This window comes from Nostoc sp. (genome assembly GCF_036918245.1).
In the GTDB taxonomy this organism is placed as follows: Bacteria; Cyanobacteriota; Cyanobacteriia; order Cyanobacteriales; family Nostocaceae; genus Nostoc.
In genome coordinates this window covers 1-16,793 of sequence record NZ_JBALEF010000034.1, presented here as the reverse complement: position 1 = coordinate 16,793, position 16,793 = coordinate 1, and the positions used below count along the sequence as shown (strand labels likewise).

At 41.3% G+C, this 16,793-nt stretch carries 12 protein-coding genes and 1 pseudogene; 5 read left to right on the top strand and 8 right to left on the bottom strand.

Going from position 1 to position 16,793, the window contains the following annotated elements:
- Positions 1–348: 348 nt before the first annotated feature.
- Both V7L12_RS07545 and V7L12_RS07540 read right to left on the bottom strand, forming a co-directional pair.
- Positions 349–813 carry a DUF29 domain-containing protein gene (locus V7L12_RS07545; protein ID WP_335083510.1) on the bottom strand — a complete coding sequence of 155 codons (465 nt, stop codon included), beginning with the start codon at positions 811–813 and terminating at the stop codon, positions 349–351.
- Positions 814–971: 158 nt separating this feature from the next.
- The gene (locus V7L12_RS07540) at positions 972–1,568 is read right to left on the bottom strand and encodes a glyoxalase-like domain protein (protein WP_335083508.1); all 597 of its coding nucleotides are present in this window, start codon (positions 1,566–1,568) and stop codon (positions 972–974) included.
- 196 nt (positions 1,569–1,764) lie between these two features.
- Between V7L12_RS07540 and V7L12_RS07535 the strand changes: the two genes are divergently transcribed.
- Positions 1,765–2,403: a sigma-70 family RNA polymerase sigma factor gene (locus V7L12_RS07535; RefSeq protein WP_335083506.1), complete on the top strand. Its 639-nt coding sequence runs from the start codon at positions 1,765–1,767 to the stop codon at positions 2,401–2,403.
- Between the two features lie 88 nt (positions 2,404–2,491).
- Positions 2,492–3,571: a tetratricopeptide repeat protein gene (locus tag V7L12_RS07530; protein WP_335083504.1), complete on the top strand. Its 1,080-nt coding sequence runs from the start codon at positions 2,492–2,494 to the stop codon at positions 3,569–3,571.
- Between the two features lie 141 nt (positions 3,572–3,712).
- Here V7L12_RS07530 and V7L12_RS07525 read toward each other — a convergent pair whose 3' ends face one another.
- The 3 genes from V7L12_RS07525 to hisG all read right to left on the bottom strand — a co-directional run bounded on the left by V7L12_RS07525 (position 3,713) and on the right by hisG (position 7,408).
- Complete coding sequence (locus tag V7L12_RS07525) at positions 3,713–4,414, bottom strand: hypothetical protein (protein WP_335083502.1); 702 nt, start codon at positions 4,412–4,414, stop codon at positions 3,713–3,715.
- 337 nt (positions 4,415–4,751) lie between these two features.
- Positions 4,752–6,206 (bottom strand): sensor histidine kinase, encoded by a 1,455-nt coding sequence (locus tag V7L12_RS07520; protein WP_335083500.1) that lies wholly within the window; start codon positions 6,204–6,206, stop codon positions 4,752–4,754.
- A gap of 557 nt (positions 6,207–6,763) precedes the next feature.
- Positions 6,764–7,408 (bottom strand): ATP phosphoribosyltransferase, encoded by a 645-nt coding sequence (gene hisG / locus V7L12_RS07515; RefSeq protein ID WP_334815366.1) that lies wholly within the window; start codon positions 7,406–7,408, stop codon positions 6,764–6,766.
- Between the two features lie 73 nt (positions 7,409–7,481).
- Between hisG and rppA the strand changes: the two genes are divergently transcribed.
- On the top strand, positions 7,482–8,180 hold the full coding sequence (rppA, locus tag V7L12_RS07510; RefSeq protein WP_335083512.1) for a two-component system response regulator RppA: 699 nt from the start codon (positions 7,482–7,484) through the stop codon (positions 8,178–8,180).
- Between the two features lie 490 nt (positions 8,181–8,670).
- On the opposite strand, the gene V7L12_RS07505 is transcribed toward rppA, so the two are convergent.
- On the bottom strand, positions 8,671–9,702 hold the full coding sequence (locus tag V7L12_RS07505; protein WP_335083498.1) for a 1-acyl-sn-glycerol-3-phosphate acyltransferase: 1,032 nt from the start codon (positions 9,700–9,702) through the stop codon (positions 8,671–8,673).
- Between the two features lie 715 nt (positions 9,703–10,417).
- On the opposite strand from V7L12_RS07505, the gene V7L12_RS07500 reads away from it, so the two are divergent.
- Together V7L12_RS07500 and V7L12_RS07495 are read left to right on the top strand one after the other, a co-directional pair.
- Positions 10,418–10,672, top strand: coding sequence for a helix-turn-helix domain-containing protein (locus V7L12_RS07500; protein ID WP_335083496.1), 255 nt, complete (start codon positions 10,418–10,420; stop codon positions 10,670–10,672).
- A gap of 1 nt (position 10,673) precedes the next feature.
- On the top strand, positions 10,674–14,399 hold the full coding sequence (locus V7L12_RS07495; RefSeq protein WP_335083494.1) for a PAS domain S-box protein: 3,726 nt from the start codon (positions 10,674–10,676) through the stop codon (positions 14,397–14,399).
- Between the two features lie 112 nt (positions 14,400–14,511).
- On the opposite strand, the pseudogene V7L12_RS07490 reads toward V7L12_RS07495, so the two are convergent.
- Together V7L12_RS07490 and V7L12_RS07480 are read right to left on the bottom strand one after the other, a co-directional pair.
- Positions 14,512–15,382: pseudogene (locus V7L12_RS07490) on the bottom strand (MFS transporter).
- Positions 15,383–15,926: 544 nt separating this feature from the next.
- Complete coding sequence (locus tag V7L12_RS07480) at positions 15,927–16,253, bottom strand: ArsR/SmtB family transcription factor (RefSeq protein ID WP_335083492.1); 327 nt, start codon at positions 16,251–16,253, stop codon at positions 15,927–15,929.
- Positions 16,254–16,793 lie beyond the last annotated feature (540 nt).

Genomic DNA, 16,793 nt, shown 5'->3' with positions numbered 1-16,793 from the left:
TCGGTCTATATCTTGAGGCAGGTTTTGGTTCATATTTGTGATACTCCCCCTCAAGTGTCCCCCTTGTCAATACTCTGCCACCTGAATCCTTACCAAAATTAGACCTAAATAAAATTTTTCAGGAAGTGCAAGCAAGGGAAAAAGAACTGATAGGAAATAGAAAAAAATATCCTTCAGGTTCTATCGAATATGAACAATGGAAACTTGAATATAATATGTATACCAAATTGAACAGACGAATTAAAGAAATCGAAAACTCTACTCAGCAATTTCCCTTTTCACATCCTCATTACTGGGCTGCTTTTATTTGCCACGGTTTACGATGAGAAAATAATAATATTGGGACGATTACTCGCCCTGTTCATCAACCTGATTAACATCTGGTAAGAATTTAGAATTCAAAGTTTGGTCTAAAGTGTAAGGACAGATTTCTGGAAAAACATTTTCACCCAACTCAGTTTCTCGAATCGCTAAAGCCAAACCTAGTTCATAAACACTGAAGAAAACTTCATCGAGATAGGGTTTCAAACTAGGGCTATCTTGCAGAAGCAGCTTAATTTGAACACGTTGCTCTCGAATTGTACCCAACCAGCTATTGCTACGTTTTTCAGGTTGAAATTGCCATTTTAGTAGATGTCCTAGCAATACTCCCAGCCGATTTCGCAATTCTTGCCGTTCTCTTCTGCCCAAAGTTTCAATTTCTTCAATCAGGTTAAGTGTATCTAATTGTTCCCACTGTTGAGTTTTGAGCAAGCTAACCTGCTTTTGCGTCCAATCATAGAAATCTTTTTCATATAGGTGAGATGTGTACATTTTTTCCACTTTATTTACACCTATTTACTTACCTACCCCTGCGGTAACGCTTGCACCAAAATCTAAAATCCAAAATCTAAAAATAAATATTGGGTTTAGCGATGCCTACGGTAGCAAGCTACGCCAAACCCAACCTCAAATAATCTAAAATCTCAGAACTAATTCGCTACCTCAGCCACCTCAATGACTCGCCCTTCATAGTCCTTGACTAAAAAGTTTAGGGGTTTTTGGTTACGAATCTTCAATTTCAAACCGCGCATTTCGACTCGCATTAAAATCATTTCCAGGCAGTCATGGTCAAAACAAACGTGGCGTTGCTGATTTTTGCTACCTAAACTTGCACCAGTAATGACGTGTAGCTGGGTGTTCTTCTTCAATTGATACCACAACCCATCGTTAGCATTATTCATCATTTTGCTAGACAAGCTCGGCCCAGTAGACATATATAACGGATCGATGCCAGTTGCGCCTATAGTTTGTTCGTAGTTGTAGTAGTAATGCAATGGCACCTCAGCTGCTGGCAAATCTAGCAGCCCTTCATACAATTGTCGGGCAATCTCCAAATCTGACACCATTACAGTGTGTACTTTTGGGGCACTAGTGAGAAACATCCACATAGCACCAGCGTAAGCTGCTAGCAGCATCACCATAATGCCTTGGGTGGAGAACAGGCTATCTAAGGGCAGGGAAGGCAGAAAGGAGCCTAAAGTAAGGGGACTGAGCAGGAACGATACCACACTAACTTCTATAACCATGAACAAATAAGGATTCTTTAAGAGAGTTGATTTTATGATTGTCGATTAAGACTAAAATTAAGTCCTTGTTTCTAGTTTATCAATACTCAAGTAGTCTGAGTCTCATCTACAAACTGAGCAACACCAAGATATTATGCGATTAACTAGGCGAGTGCAATTCCCAAAACTATTTTAACAACTATCAACTCCAAGGCTTGTGCAAATTCCTCATTTTCCCGAAGCTAATCACCCGCTGGTGAAGTCGCTGTTCCATCACAGTGACCATGAACTACTGACTCTGTTTCAACGCTATCCAGATGCCGGAAAGTACTTTACGGTGATTTTTTGTCGCTATAGCCCCATAGTCTACACCTTAATTCGGCATTCGGCGCGATCGCCTGTGCAGGCAGATTATCTGTTTGCCCTTACCTGGCGACATATTTATTACGAACTCGGTGGACTAAAGTTAATTGACTCTGAATCAGGTGAGGAAGCTTTGACCATGCAGAATTGGTTAATTAATATGACAGCTTTCTGTATAAATGAGATTAAACTACCACCCACAGAAGCAATTCATTATTCTCTGCAAGCGACTTCACCGCCGCTATGGTGCTATGTAGAACAGGCATTAGACCAACTACCACCAGTTTTACGATTAATCGTGTTAATGGCTCAAACTTTCCACTGGAGTGAAACTAGAATCGCTGCTTATCTACAAGCTGAAGGAGAAGCGATCGCTCCTAATGAAGTAGCCAATTTTCTCCAAGAAGGCTATCGTATGCTAGAGGACAAATTGCCCATAGATATCCGCACCATATACTTTGGGGAAGATTTAGCTCAATCAAAACTTAAGTAGAAATGCGTATATTAATTGTCTTCTATTTAAAACTTAAAACTTCTTCTTAGACCTTCTACTTAAACCCGCAACTTTACGGGTAATTTTTATGAAACAACGGCTTGTATCTCCCTGGCAAAAGGTAGGCTTAATTTGTGTAGGTGCGATTTCTTGTCCGCAGGTACTTTTACACAGCTTTTTACTGTTTGCTTTTTTGCTGAGTCCTGTAGCGGGTGCGGTTGATATTTCCGAACAACTCCATCGCCCTTTAAATAATTCTGTTGGGCGACAATCAAGAGATGAAGCAGACGGTTTGCTGCGTATTGCTGAACAAGAATACGCTTCAGGACATGCCGACAAAACAATTACGTCTTGTTTGCGGGCATTAGAACTATATCATTCCATTGACGACCTGAAAGCACAAGGTCTGACGTACAATTTGCTTGCTAAGGCTTATGTGCAGCTTGGTAGTTCAAAAGAGGCAGAAGATGCTTTCAGAAGAGGATTAGCGATCGCTCGTGATACTAAAGACTTCCAATCTCAGATTTTTGTGCTGAATAATATTGGTACATTTCTACTGCAACAAGGCGAATCTGCTGCTGCTGGTAAAATAGTTGAAGATGCACTCGCGATTGCTCACGGGGTCAAAAATATTGAAGGTGAAGGACTGTCTTTGAGTAATTTGGGTTTAGTAAGTGCCAGGTTGGGAGATTATAACAAGGCGATTAAACTGTACGAAAATGCTTTAACTTTCCGCCGTCAGACTGGCGATGCCATCGGTGAAGTAAATACCTTGAATAATTTAGGAGATGCTTATTTAGCATCTGGAAATTATCAAGATACCATTGCTACTTATGGTGAAGCAATGCAGACAGCTAAAACCAATCGCGATCGCCCTAATCAATTACGGGCAATTGACGGTTTAGTTAAGGCTCACACTGCTGTAGGACGTTACGAACGCTCCTTTGACTTACTAGAGCAGCGTTTAGCACTCGCTAAAGAATTACAAAATTTAGGCGAAGAATTAAAATCTTTTGAATCTTATGCCCAGTTATATAACCAACAAGGTAATTATTTAACTGCCCGCAATTTTTACGAAAGGGCAATTCTACTGGCGCGAACATTGCAAGACAGCAAGCAAGAAGTGCAATTGCTAGATCAGTTAACTAAAATGCTTCAGCGAAAGTAGTTAAAAGGGCGGTTGTAAACCACGTCTACACAGGCAAAATCGACCTACGTGGATTCTAAAAGCTTGATTTTATCTTACCCCAGGTCGGTGTAGCTCTTATTTATGTAGCCGTGAATGACCTTCGCCCTAATTCTAAATTAATTAATTCAAGAACACTGAACCATTTCGTTCAATTCTCATAGTACTTCTACCCTGTGTTGCATTGGTGGCTTCTTTAAATGTAACTTCCAAATTTCCTGGCTCTGAAGCAGCTTGTGGAGTCACTATTAACTGTCCGCCATCTTGTCGTTCAAATGTCACCGTTACTGGTGCTTTTAGACGTTGCAGTGTTACATCTGACTTACCTTGTAGCGATCGCGGTGCCGTATCGCCAATCACTTGGAAAGTTATATTAGCTGCAGTATTATTAACTAACTTGATATTAACCGTACCATTAGTAATTGCGATCGTCGCAGTGGGGGTTTGCCGTGGTTCTACCAGTGGTTGTTGGTCAGTAGAAACCGTAGGTGGTGAAGGCTGTTGAGTTCGATCGCCAGGAATTGGGCGTACTGGTCTAGCACCTGGTTGTGGTGGTACGGGAGACACTTGCCCTTCAGCCGGAGGAACTGGTTGTGGTGGTGTGACACCTGATTCTGGCGATCCGGGAGCTTGAGAGCGGTTGTAGGGTGGTTCGCTAAAAATGCTGGGACTTGGGTTTAGTGTTGAAGAAGCAGCTCCTGGCTGTTTAACATTGGGAGTAGATTCTTGTGCGAAAGCTTGAGGAATTGCTGGCAGACTAATCAGCAAGCCCCCACAAAGAGCGCCAAATAACTTGCTAGACTTGCGGAAATTTTGAAACTTCATATTTTTTCTTAACTCCTAAAAAAACTTCAACTTTTTTTTATTACAAAAATTTCTCCAACCGGAAATTAAATTAGGTTTTATCGTTCGTTGAGTATATCTAAATATTTAACAAATGACTCAATTTATCGCATCTAGCTAAGGATACGGAAATCATATAAAAAAATGAAAATATTTCATTCTCAAGATTGAAAGTCTTAATCATTGTCATTAAACACATTTGTATAGTAGTCAGATTCAATATACTGCTAAAAAATTAATTTTCTCGCTAATAAATAAAGTTAATTTGAATGGGCTAAAATCTTACATCTATCACAGGAAAGAAAAATTTATTAGCGAATTAAGACTCAAGAGTTATTGGTAAAGTGATAGTAAAGGTAGTGCCAATGCCTTGGCTACTTTCAACTTGAATATGACCGTGATGATGTTCGACAATAGCTTGAGCGATCGCTAATCCCAATCCTGAACTAGTAGCGCTGGCTGTCGCTGTATTCCCCGTCCTATGAGTACGTGCCGGATCTACTCGATAAAAACGGTCAAACAAGCGTGGTAGCGCTTCGGCTGGAATTCCAACTCCGGTATCACTCACCTTAACTTGCAACTGGGCACTGGTGTTACGTAGTCCAGAAACACGATTTATTCCTTCTATCCGCGCCAATTCCACTTTCACTCGTCCACCTGCTGGAGTGTAATGCAAAGCGTTAGCAATTAAATTTGTGAACAGCCGCACCAATTGATCCCAATTACCTACAAGAGTAAACCAATTTTCCAGTAATTCAGGGCTAGTTTCAGAGGCAGGAGGGTCAACTAAGTCTAGAGAAAGGGTGATTTCTTTCTCAGGGACTAACAATTGTTGTTCTTCAACCACCTCTATTAGCAAAGCATCTAGTGGACTAGGTGAAAAAGTATCTTTGCTAATACCACTATCCTGTCGTGCTAGGAAGAGTAAATCATTGACTAACTTCCCCAAACGCTGCGTTAACCGTTCCACCACCTTTAACTGTTGTCGATATTGCAAAGAAGTAGTCGTTTCTGTCTCTGCTAAATCCAAGTCAGCAAGTGCAACTTGCACATTAGTTTGAATCAAAGTGATAGGACTTCTAAGTTCGTGGGAAGCATCAGCAGTGAATTGTTTAAGACGTTGATAAGACTCACCCACCGGTTCCATCGCTTTACCCGAAAGAAACCAACCACTTGCGCCTACGGAAAGCACCATTAACCCAATACCTAATGCCAAATCAAAAATTAACTGACGACTAGGTTTAGTAACTTCAAACCAGGGGTGACTAACACGCAGATATCCTAATACTTGTCGTCTCACTTCTACGCGTTGGGTGACTTGTCGTAATAAGAGTGGGGAGTTAGGAATTTTAAATTTTAAATTTTCACTCTCTCCCTTGACTACGCGCACAGTTTCACCAGTGCGATTGACACGAATGGGAATATTTAAGGGTTCAGATAGCGTTGACCAAAGTAATTTACCAGTTGGACTAAACCATTCTAGGTCGATGTGGTCATCTTCTACAGTGTCGGTATTGTCACCAAAACTGGCTTCTACATTAATGCGAAATTTATCTGCATCAGTATTAATTGGCTCAAATATGAGTGTAGATGCACAACCAGTGGTTGTCAGGCAACGCTCCACTATTTCCACTACATGGTTAAGGGTGTCATCAATCCGCTCAATCAGGGTAGTACGAAAGTATAAATAAACGCCACTGGCAAACAGTAGTAGTAATACAGCAGTGACGGCAGTGTACCAAATTGCAAGACGGCGGCGAGTAGCTTGAAACATATTTTCACCTACTTTTTTTGACTGAATTTCATCAAATTACGTGTTAAGAATAATTTTAAAATGCTTTTGATTATCAACAATTTTGTTAAAGATAATACTGGTTCGATTTTTTGCGATCGCATCAAATTTTAGCGCTCAAAAAAATATTACTTTCTCTGCAAAAATCATATAAATATAACTTTGATTCCATTTGCTGAGGGGTTAAATAAAAAATTTAATCTTTGTATATGGTGAGTTTCTACGCGTCTTATGCAACAAAAGGTAAGGGCTTTTAAAACCTAGTTTTTAGCCAGAAGCTAGAAATGCTGCTCATTGGGCTGACAGCAACCCAATCAGCAGCATCCCAGTCTGAGGCTGCGAAAGAGGCAATCTTTCAAAGCTTTGTCTAGACTAGTTTTTAAGTTAAGTTGACACCAATGGGCAGCGCCGTGCCCCTACGGGTGTACCTCACGCAAACGAGAAGCGCTATATCTTCTCTACGAGACGCTGTAAGAACGAATAGTGCATTAGCTAGGAACGAGCATCTGTAGAAACATTATTACGAATTACAAATGATATTAAACCTCTACCAAAACGGCCTCCCGCAGCTTGCCAATCACATCACTCAGATTACCCGTATTCAGGCGGTAACTCAGAGGATGGGCAATCAACCGCGCCGTACTTTGATACAGACTAGCAATTTCAATCAAACCATTTTCGCGCAAAGTTCGCCCTGTAGAAACCAAATCTACGATCGCTTCTGACATTCCAGTAATTGGGCCTAGCTCTACTGAACCATACAATGGCACTATTTCCACAGGTAAATCCAGACTATGGAAATATTCACGAGCGCAATTCACATACTTTGAAGCAACTCTACCATGGGGTGGTAAATCTAAAGGCGATCGGTAAGAACTTGATGCTTTTACCGCCACCGACATGCGACAATGCCCAAACTGTAAATCTACCAAGTGGGCAACTTGCGGTTGCTTCTCCCGCAACACATCGTAACCAACAACCCCTAGTTGTGCCTGACCATATTCTACATAAACAGGCACATCTTGCGCCCGCACCAGTAAAGCTTTTGCAAGTCCCTTAGTGTCAGGAATTTGAAGTTGGCGAGTTCCTGAATCTAAAAAAGCACTAAAATCTAATCCGACAGCTTGTAGCAAGCGGATGCTATTTTTAAGTAGTTCCCCTTTTGGCAATGCAACAGTCAGCATTTTTTGTATTGGTATCCTTATCTTGGCAGTTGAATAATATTCAGAATATCTCTATATGCTTACCACAAGCAGCATGAGAATTTTATTAGTTGATGATGAAGTTGAACTAACTCAACCCTTGAGCCGCTTGTTAACTCGTGAGGGTTACGCTGTAGATGCCGTTTATGATGGGACATCTGGCAGCGAACTTGCACAAGTAGGCAGTTATGACCTACTTATTTTAGATTGGATGCTGCCAGGAAAAACGGGGTTAGAGATTTGTCAGGAATTGCGACGCCAAAGCAAAACCACTCCCGTTCTATTTCTTACAGCTAAAGATACTCTCGATGACCGCGTACAAGGTTTAGATGCTGGTGCTGATGACTATTTGGTTAAACCTTTTGAACTGCGGGAGTTATTAGCAAGAGTCCGTGCTTTATTGCGTCGTTCCGGTACTCAAATTTATGAAACTACTACCGGACGTTTAACCGTTGCTGATTTAGAACTCGATTGTGAAAATCAAGTAGCCTATCGCCAAGGACGAATAATTGAGCTATCGCAAAAAGAAAGCCAGTTGTTGCAATACTTTATGGAACACACTGGACAACTTCTGACTCATGCCCAGATTATGCAAAATTTGTGGCAAGAGTCAGAACAACCCAGTAGTAATGTGATTGCGGCATTAATTCGTTTGCTGCGACGTAAGATTGAGGTGGGTAAAGAAACTACGCTGATTCACACAGTCTACGGCAAAGGCTATCGTTTCGGTGCTTCCTCGGTGGAGTCAGTTTAGCCACCTGCTTTCACTTGGCGATGCTGGTTTTAATTACCTGGATTTTACAGTAATTAACGCACAAGCATCAAAAGGAGAATGGCTATATTTTGCCGTTGATTAATAAGTTTTACTTAAGCTGTGGTAACGACAACATAAGCATTTGCCACAAATAGATAAGCATTGGTAAGGAAACAGGTTCTGTTGGTAATGAACGCATAAGTTGTCGTTACTAACGGATAAGCATTGGTAACGAAACAGGTTCTGTTGGTAACGAACGCATAAGTTGTGGTAGGAACAATAACTTCATTCCTAATGATGCGTCCATACAGCATCACCAATGTTTTCAACGATTTTCTCTAGTGGCTTAGTCAACAGTATAGTGGCGATCGCACTCACAACAGCCGTCAGCGTCACAGGTTCCATAAATTCACTACAAACTTACAGCAGTTTTCATTTAATTGAACCACATCGTAAACCTGGTAAAATCAGCAAATTTCAGCTTGTAGTATTAAAATTTGCTCAAAAATTGATTAATTTGAAGTTGCAGTTTTTCTCGTAATTGTTGTGCCTGTTGATAAGCTGCTGCACGCCCTTTCTTTGAGTGGTTATCCAATCCTGCTGGTTGCAAAGGGCTAATAAAGTAACGCAGACGAGTTTTAATTGCCCAAACTCCCATTGAGGGAAACAGAAGTAAGGCAAACATCAAAGGCGACAAAGGTAAGAATGGTAGTTTGACTAGTCGTTGCAATTTGGTGAAATTAATAGCCCAAGGATGTAGAAATTCACTGCCGATGCAAACTACTGGTAGAATGGGAATATGATAGCGATCGCTCAACTGAATAAAACTCACATCAAACTTTTCTAGTTGATAGCGTCTTCTCCAACCTTTCAAAGGTCCGCGAATACCTTCGGGTGCATATAAAAGAATTTTACCTTGAGCGAGCGCGCCCTCAAAATCATCTAATTCGGCTCGCACACCACCTAAAACCTGCGACCATTGAGGTGGTAGCCACCAAATCACCCAAGGATGCTCAAATAATACTGGATTTGCTATGGGTTGTACTACCCATCCTTTGGCTTCACTTAATAAATAAGCCAAGGTTAAAAAGTCCCAAGGAAAACACATCCCGGCATGATTCATGGCTACAATCAATGGCCCTGTTGACGGCAAGTTTTCAACTTGTTGCAATTCTCCCCGAAAATAGTATTTAACGATAGGGGCCAGAATTTCTTGGCGAAAAGCTTGTTGATATTTAGGCTCGAATTCACCAACTTCTTTTCGGGGTGAACGAAAACCCAGACGCAACCAGCGACTCAGCAACGCTAGATAAAATCCACCAGGAATTAAAAATAATCCATATTCTAGCCAATTCCAACCATCTTGGTCTGTGTGATAGTGCTGCCAATGGCGGTTGAATAAAATTAGCCACCCTGGAGGATACCAAAGACAAAACCAATCAAACCAGTTAAATATATAGTTTTCACCTGGTGCATTTTCCTGTTGACTGTTTAATAAGTTTTCGGAGTGTTGATTAATCAAAACAGTTAAAGATTAGGATTAGGCAAAACTTTTATTAAGAGTGGATCTTCAGGAGGCAGGAGGAACCGATGTTTTTAAACATGGGATTGTAGCAAAAACGCTTTGTATCTTGCGGCACTTTCCGCGACGCTCTATGACTCGCTAACACTACGCTATCGATACAATTCTTTTTTTTGACTGGTTAATGACCCAAAACTAAAGTTTTTACTTCTGTCTGGTTGTTAAGCGTAGTCGAAACACTGCCTTCTGCTCCCGCCTTTCTTTTTAACTTGCTAGTTTTGTGACTGGCATCTTACCATAGAAGTAAAAGCAACTACATATTTTGGAATCTATTTGAAATTTAGTTGCTAAAATAGCGATGATTTAAAAGCTTTTATCAAATCCAAAATGAACTTCTATATAGATACTTTATATATAATAAATTAATTTCGATATGAATCATACAAGTATGACACACTACTAATTTTTTGGCTGTGTGCGATTGCTGATAATAATTAATTAACTTGCCTTAAATAATACTATTGTGGCATTGCAGATAGAACAAAACTTAATGTTTATTTGAGATATACCTTCGTAAGCGTTCAGTAATCCGTGAACATTGATAACTGAATATTGATGTTTCACCAAAAGATGAAATTGATAACGACTAATGATTATTTAAATTCTTCCTCAAGCTGGAGACGAATGGCGAGACATCTGTCCTACTCTTGCTACTATGGAACTAGGAAAGCCACTCAAAATTTCAGATTTAATCCGTCAACTTCGGCAGCAACTCCATCTCTCTCAAGAAAAGTTTGCAGTCAAGTTAGGAGTTTCCCTACGAACAATCAATCGCTGGGAGAACGGAGCTACAGTGCCTTCACAGATGGCACTAAAGCTGATTGAAGAAATGTTAGAGAAGATGGGCGAAGCAGGCAAAAGATTAGTAAACGAGTATCTCCCAAAATCGGAGCAAGGGGAGGACTCTTAAAATGACGGTGAAAGTACCTGAAAAAATTTTGATGATGCGTTCTCGGTTCATAGCTTTTAGTGTGATGATTCTGGCAGTCATGGCGGCACTGCTGTTGACAAAAGTGTTACTGCCAGTTTTTGATCCGAGCGTATTTACATTATTTTATGCTGCTGTGGCAGTCAGCGCTTGGTATGGTGGTATGAGACTTGGAGTGCTAGCGATCGCTTTATCTGTGACAACTGCGCTCTATTTTTTGATCGATCCAGTCTACTCCTTCGATTTCCTCAGCCTCAAAGTCCTGGTACGATTAACTACGTTCTCATTAGTATCCTTCTTAATTACTGCGCTCTCTTCAGAGTTGCGAACTGCTAGACGCAAGGCAGAGACAAGCCTCAAGTTGTTGCAAAATAGCGAAATGCGGTTTAGGCAACTGGCTGAATCCAACATCATTGGGGTAATCGTAACTGATTTCAACAACGACTTGATCATCGAAGCCAATGATGCTTTTCTGAAGATGATTGGCTATACGCGAGAAGATTTCTCCGCTAACCAAATAAACTGGCGCGAGATGACCCCACCTGAGTATCTTCTTTTGAGTGAACGTTCAGTGGAAGAAGTGAAAACTACTGGAGCATGTAAGCCTTTTGAGAAAGAATACATTCGTAAAGATGGCGATCGCATTCCTGTTCTGCTCGGTTCTGTGATGCTGGGAAATACTCAAGAAACGGTCATTGCCTTTGTTGTTGATTTGAGCGAACAGCAAGCTGCGCTATGCGAACGCAAACAAGTAGAACAAATTTTGCGGGAGAAAGAGGAGCGTCTGAGATTAGCTAACGAGCGGTTTGAGTTAGCAGCATCTGCGGTAAACTGTCTGATTTATGACTGGAATATAGAACAGGATAGCGTTGAAAGAACTGATGGCTTAACCCGAATTTTGGGCTATTCCCTCGCAGAAGCTGAACCAACTGGTAATTGGTGGTGTGAGCTTGTGCATCCACAAGATTTGCCAAGTGTACAAGAGGCAATACTTGCTTTGGTAAATAGCGATCGCTATGCTGCCGAGTACCGAATTCGCAACCAAAACAATCAGTACATCTATGTGTTAGATCAGGGGATAGTGGCGCAACGGGATGCTGATGGAAATCCGGTACGTTTAGTTGGTAGCACTACAGATATCAGCAAACGCAAACAGGCAGAGAAGGCAGTCCAAGCAAGTGAGGAGCGGCTCAGGAGTTTTGTGAAAGCAAATATAGTTGGCATTCTGTTTGGTGATGTGAATGGTAGCATCACCGAAGCCAATGACGAGTTTTTGCGAATTGTCGGCTATACCCAAGAGGATATCCAAGCAGGTAGATTACGGTGGGCTGATATCACCCCATCTGAGTACCAATATTTAGACGAACTGGCTATTGCCGAGGCAACAGCAAAGGGAACCTGTACTCCTTACGAGAAGGAATTTATTCGCAAAGATGGTTCCAGCGTACCAGTTGTAGTCGGCTACTCCCTTTTAGGAGAATCTCGGCACAAATCAGTTGCATTTATTCTCGATATTAGCGATCTCAAACAAGCTAAAAAAGCGCTGAGTCAGAGTCAAGAGCAATTTCAAGCTTTTATGGATAATATTCCCGCCGCCGCATGGATTACAAATGCACACGGACGTGTACTTTACCTCAGTCCAACTTATTTCAGCACATTCGATGTGTCAATAAATAAAGCGATCAATAAAAACATTTTTGACCTATACCCAGTCCAAATTGCTCAACCTCTCCTAGATAACATTAGAATAGTTGCCGAGAGGAATCAGGTTGTTCAAACGATTGAGTCTACCCCACGCACAGATGGCACCCTTGGCGAATTTTTGGTCTATAAGTTTCCCATTGCCGATGCGTCTGGTCAACGCCTGGTAGGAGGGGTTGCAATTGACATTACCGAACGCGAACGCGCCCTTCGTGAACGCCAGCTTGCAGAACAAGCCTTACAAGAACGCAGTGAAAGACTTAAACTCCTCTTGGAAACTACCAGTGATTTGCTTTCAACCGAGCGCCCCTTGGATTTAATGAACAGCTTGTTTAGCAAACTCTCGGCGCAAATGGATTTGCATTGTTACTTTCACTATTTAATCGATACACACGAAAATAAGCAGAAACTTCGGTTAGTAGCTTGGAACGGCATTACTGATGAAGTATTTCAAGCAATTGAATACATGGAATTTAATGAAGGGATATGCGGACTAGTGGTGCAAGAACGCCGTCAAATCGTCGTCAATAATGTGCCGCACTCTACCCATCCCCATACCCACATCCTCCATGCTTTAGGAATTACAGCATATACAGGTCAACCGTTAATTGCTCAGGGAAAGCTGCTTGGTGTCCTCTCTTTTGCCAGTCGCACCCGTACCTATTTCACTTCTGGGGAAATAGCTCTATTACAAGCAACTTCCGATCAGGTAGCGGTTGCTCTGGAACGCGCTCAGTTAATGGCTTCGTTACAGCGACGGAAAGAAGAATTAATCCAAGCTAACCGGATCAAAGATGAGTTTTTGGCGGTGCTTTCCCACGAACTTCGCACGCCGCTAAATCCGATCTTGGGATGGTCAAAGTTACTGCAAACGAAAAAGTATGATCAAGCAACTACTACTCGCGCTCTCGAAACCATTGAGCGCAATGCCAAGCTTCAAACCCAATTAATCGAAGATTTACTGGATGTCTCTCGCATTCTGCAAGGTAAGCTGAGTCTGAATATTGCTCCTGTGAATCTAGAAACTGCGATCGCCGCAGCAATAGAAACTGTACGTCTAGCTGCTGAAGCCAAATCTATCAATTTGCGATTTACGATTTTAGACTTCGGCGTGAGCGCTCAGTCGAACAATTTTGGATTAGAAAATTCTCAAATAAATTTAGACTCTATCGATTTTCATAAGCAACCTAACAATTTAAAATGCCAAACTTCAAATTCTAAATTTTTAGTCACAGGTGATTCCAGTCGCTTGCAGCAAGTTATCTGGAATCTACTTTCCAATGCTATTAAGTTTACACCCCAAGGTGGAGAGATAGAAATCAGTTTAGAGTCTGTTGGTTCTCAGGTTCAGTTGCGAGTCAGTGATACAGGTAAGGGAATTAGCCCTGACTTTTTACCATTTGTCTTTGACTACTTTCGACAAGCTGATGGGGCAACTACTAGAAAATTCGGCGGACTGGGCTTAGGATTAGCTATTGTTCGTCACATTGTCGAGCTACATGGCGGCACAGTTAAGGCAGAAAGTTTGGGTGAAGAACAGGGAGCAACCTTTACAGTCATGCTACCGCTGATCCAGGTCGATCTAAATAGCCATCAGATTGCCTCTCAAGCTGATGATTTGCCCAATTTCAATGGGTTGAAAGTTCTGCTTGTAGATGATGAGCGGGATACGCGAGAGTTAATTGCTTTCATTTTGGAGCAATCTGGTGCGGTAGTAATCCAGGCTGCATCTGCGATCGAAGCACTACGAATTATGCCTCAGTTTCAGCCAAATCTGCTGTTAAGCGACATTGGAATGCCGGAAGTAGACGGGTATATGCTGATTCGTCAAATTAGAGCTATGTCACCAGAACTTGGAGGAAAAATTCCTGCGATCGCCCTTACAGCTTATGCTGGTGAGGTTGATTATCAACAGGCAATTGCCGCCGGATTTGGGCAGCATATCACCAAACCAGTGGAGCCAGCTAAATTACTTCGAGCGATCGCTAACCTAATTTATAAGTTGTAGCAATTGTTAATTGAGAGACTTAATTAATGTTCCTATTTTTGCTCTATCAAAGTCACCATAAGCGGCTTTTGCCTCTGGTGATACTTTGCAGACAAGGAGAATAACCAATATCCTAATCCCCATCTTCTGCTTTCCAGGCGTTCGGCTTTGCCGTCTTGAAGGGAATCGCTTTCCTGGGTTGAGGATTGGGTAGTTTCAGAGTAATTAATGCTGCTGCTAGTACAAAGAACATGGATGTCCATAGACAACCCACTAGCCCGAAAAACTGATATATCAAACCTGACAAAACAGTGCCAGCTAATCGACCACCTGAGTTTGCCATATAATAAAATCCTACATTCAGCGCTACTTTGTCATCATCAGTAAAGGCCAACACTAAATAAGAGTGAACTGCTGAGTTGAAGGCAAACACAACGCCAAAAATCACTAGTCCGCCAACGATCGCAATATTTGCAGGTATACCTATTTGGAGAGCCAGAGCGATCGCAGCTGGAACTACTGTTAGAGTAAATGTCCAAAACTGGATGGTTTTGGATTGCGGTGGACGACCAGAACCAAATCGCTGAATCAGTGTCGGTGCTAAGAACTGAATAACGCCATAGCCAATTACCCAATAAGCTAAGAATCCACCAACCTGATAGAACGACCAACCCAAAGTTCCACGCAAGAATACTGGCAATCCTATAACAAACCACACATCCCTAGAGTCAAAGAGAAAAAATCTGTAATCCGATGCCACTATAAAGCGTTACCTTCAATCCGAACTGAGAAGCAATCCAACCGCCTAAAAAGTTTGTGACGACTCCGAAGACCTCGTAGAACAGGAATAGAAAGGCAATTTGTATTGGTGTATAGCCAATTTGGTTGAAATATAGCAACACCAGCATTCGCAAAGCACCATCGGTAAGGGTGAAACCCCAGTAGGCGAGGGTGACTAGAATATAGTTCTTGAAATTGGCACTATGAGCTATACTAGAAGCCATTAGGGAAGAGAGATTTAAACGCAGAGTTAGCGCCGAGGCACGCAAAGTATTTCATGCCTTCAGATTCAAAGCCACTTTACGGGCGAGTTCAACCATTCGGTTGGTATAGCCCCATTCGTTGTCATACCAAGCAAGTATTTTCACTTGCGTCTCGTACGATATAAAAGAGCTAATTTTTTTGCCATTGCGTTCATTGACTTCACCGTTATCAGTAATTTTGAAAGTATGTTTATATCATTTCAAAAAAAATTGATGTATCAATACCAAGCATAGCACTATATGTAAAAATTCATCAAAAAAATTGATGTATAGCAATTCTCTTTTGTGGGCAATAGTTTAAAGGGACGTACAGATGTACGCCCCTACTGTATTCCACCAATTTAAAAATATCTATAGGACTTACGAAAAAAACCTTTCTAACTCTTATTCCTCTGTGTTCTCCGAGTCTTCTCTGGTTTGATTTTCCATGACTTGTGCGTAAGTCCTAATCCATATTTATACGTCAACCAGTCAGATAATTGCGCAAGGATAGATAAACTTATTCCTAATCGCAGCAGAGACGCGCAGATGAAATTACCTGATTCTGGGTAAAATCTGCCAAATATTTCTCTAAAATGCTGAATTGGGTCAAATTCAAACTGTAATAAATCCAACGTCCTTCCTGACGGGAGTTAACTAAGGCAGCTTCCTTGAGGGTTTTGAGGTGAAAAGATAGTTTCGACTGACTTACCCCCAAGAACTGGCACAAATCACACACACATAATTCTCGCTTTCGTAGTAGTTCCAGCACACTAATCCTGAGTGGGTCGGAAAGAGCATGAAAGCCAGCAGCAATTAAATGAGGAATAGTAGCAGCGGAGGAAGTTGACATCAATGACATTGATATTATAAAAATATGCTATCTGTCTCTATTGTGAACTAAAAACTATATGCTTATATTATCTCACGATAAATCTGATATACACTGTTCCTCTTCTCAACACAACAGCCAAATCCTGTATTGTTTTTACTCGCCCTATCTTCAGTAAATACAACGCTTGAATACGTTCTTTTCCTAATGCTGTTTTTTGTTTTCTCCGCAGATCATGCAATTTCTCTGCTGACTCAAATATTTCTACTTTGGTGACTCCAGCCATTTTCGCTCATTCATATTTATTCCTTAATTATGTCTATGCATTTTTTTCGTGAATTGGTATTAGTTAGAACTCACTAAAAGCCTTACCACAAGAAGGAAGGTTTCAAGGATTTTTAAGCGGTTTTTGAGCTTATTACATTACCCAACAAGTCTAATAAACAAAAAGCTCCAAGCTGTGAAATGAGCTTGGAGCTTTTGATTTAGAGAATGAAACCTGGCATCGAGCTATTTTTGCGTAGGGCAACCCCTAAACTATCGTGGCCGCAGCAGCGTTTC

What these genes read in the sequence shown, in the direction of transcription:
- V7L12_RS07545 (WP_335083510.1), bottom strand. Translation starts at nt 813, where the DNA reads ATGTACACATCTCACCTATATGAAAAAGATTTCTATGATTGGACGCAA.
- V7L12_RS07540 (WP_335083508.1), bottom strand. Translation starts at nt 1,568, where the DNA reads ATGGTTATAGAAGTTAGTGTGGTATCGTTCCTGCTCAGTCCCCTTACT.
- V7L12_RS07530 (WP_335083504.1), top strand. Translation starts at nt 2,492, where the DNA reads ATGAAACAACGGCTTGTATCTCCCTGGCAAAAGGTAGGCTTAATTTGT.
- V7L12_RS07525 (WP_335083502.1), bottom strand. Translation starts at nt 4,414, where the DNA reads ATGAAGTTTCAAAATTTCCGCAAGTCTAGCAAGTTATTTGGCGCTCTT.
- V7L12_RS07520 (WP_335083500.1), bottom strand. Translation starts at nt 6,206, where the DNA reads ATGTTTCAAGCTACTCGCCGCCGTCTTGCAATTTGGTACACTGCCGTC.
- hisG (WP_334815366.1), bottom strand. Translation starts at nt 7,408, where the DNA reads ATGCTGACTGTTGCATTGCCAAAAGGGGAACTACTTAAAAATAGCATC.
- rppA (WP_335083512.1), top strand. Translation starts at nt 7,482, where the DNA reads ATGAGAATTTTATTAGTTGATGATGAAGTTGAACTAACTCAACCCTTG.
- V7L12_RS07500 (WP_335083496.1), top strand. Translation starts at nt 10,418, where the DNA reads ATGGAACTAGGAAAGCCACTCAAAATTTCAGATTTAATCCGTCAACTT.
- V7L12_RS07495 (WP_335083494.1), top strand. Translation starts at nt 10,674, where the DNA reads ATGACGGTGAAAGTACCTGAAAAAATTTTGATGATGCGTTCTCGGTTC.
- V7L12_RS07480 (WP_335083492.1), bottom strand. Translation starts at nt 16,253, where the DNA reads ATGTCAACTTCCTCCGCTGCTACTATTCCTCATTTAATTGCTGCTGGC.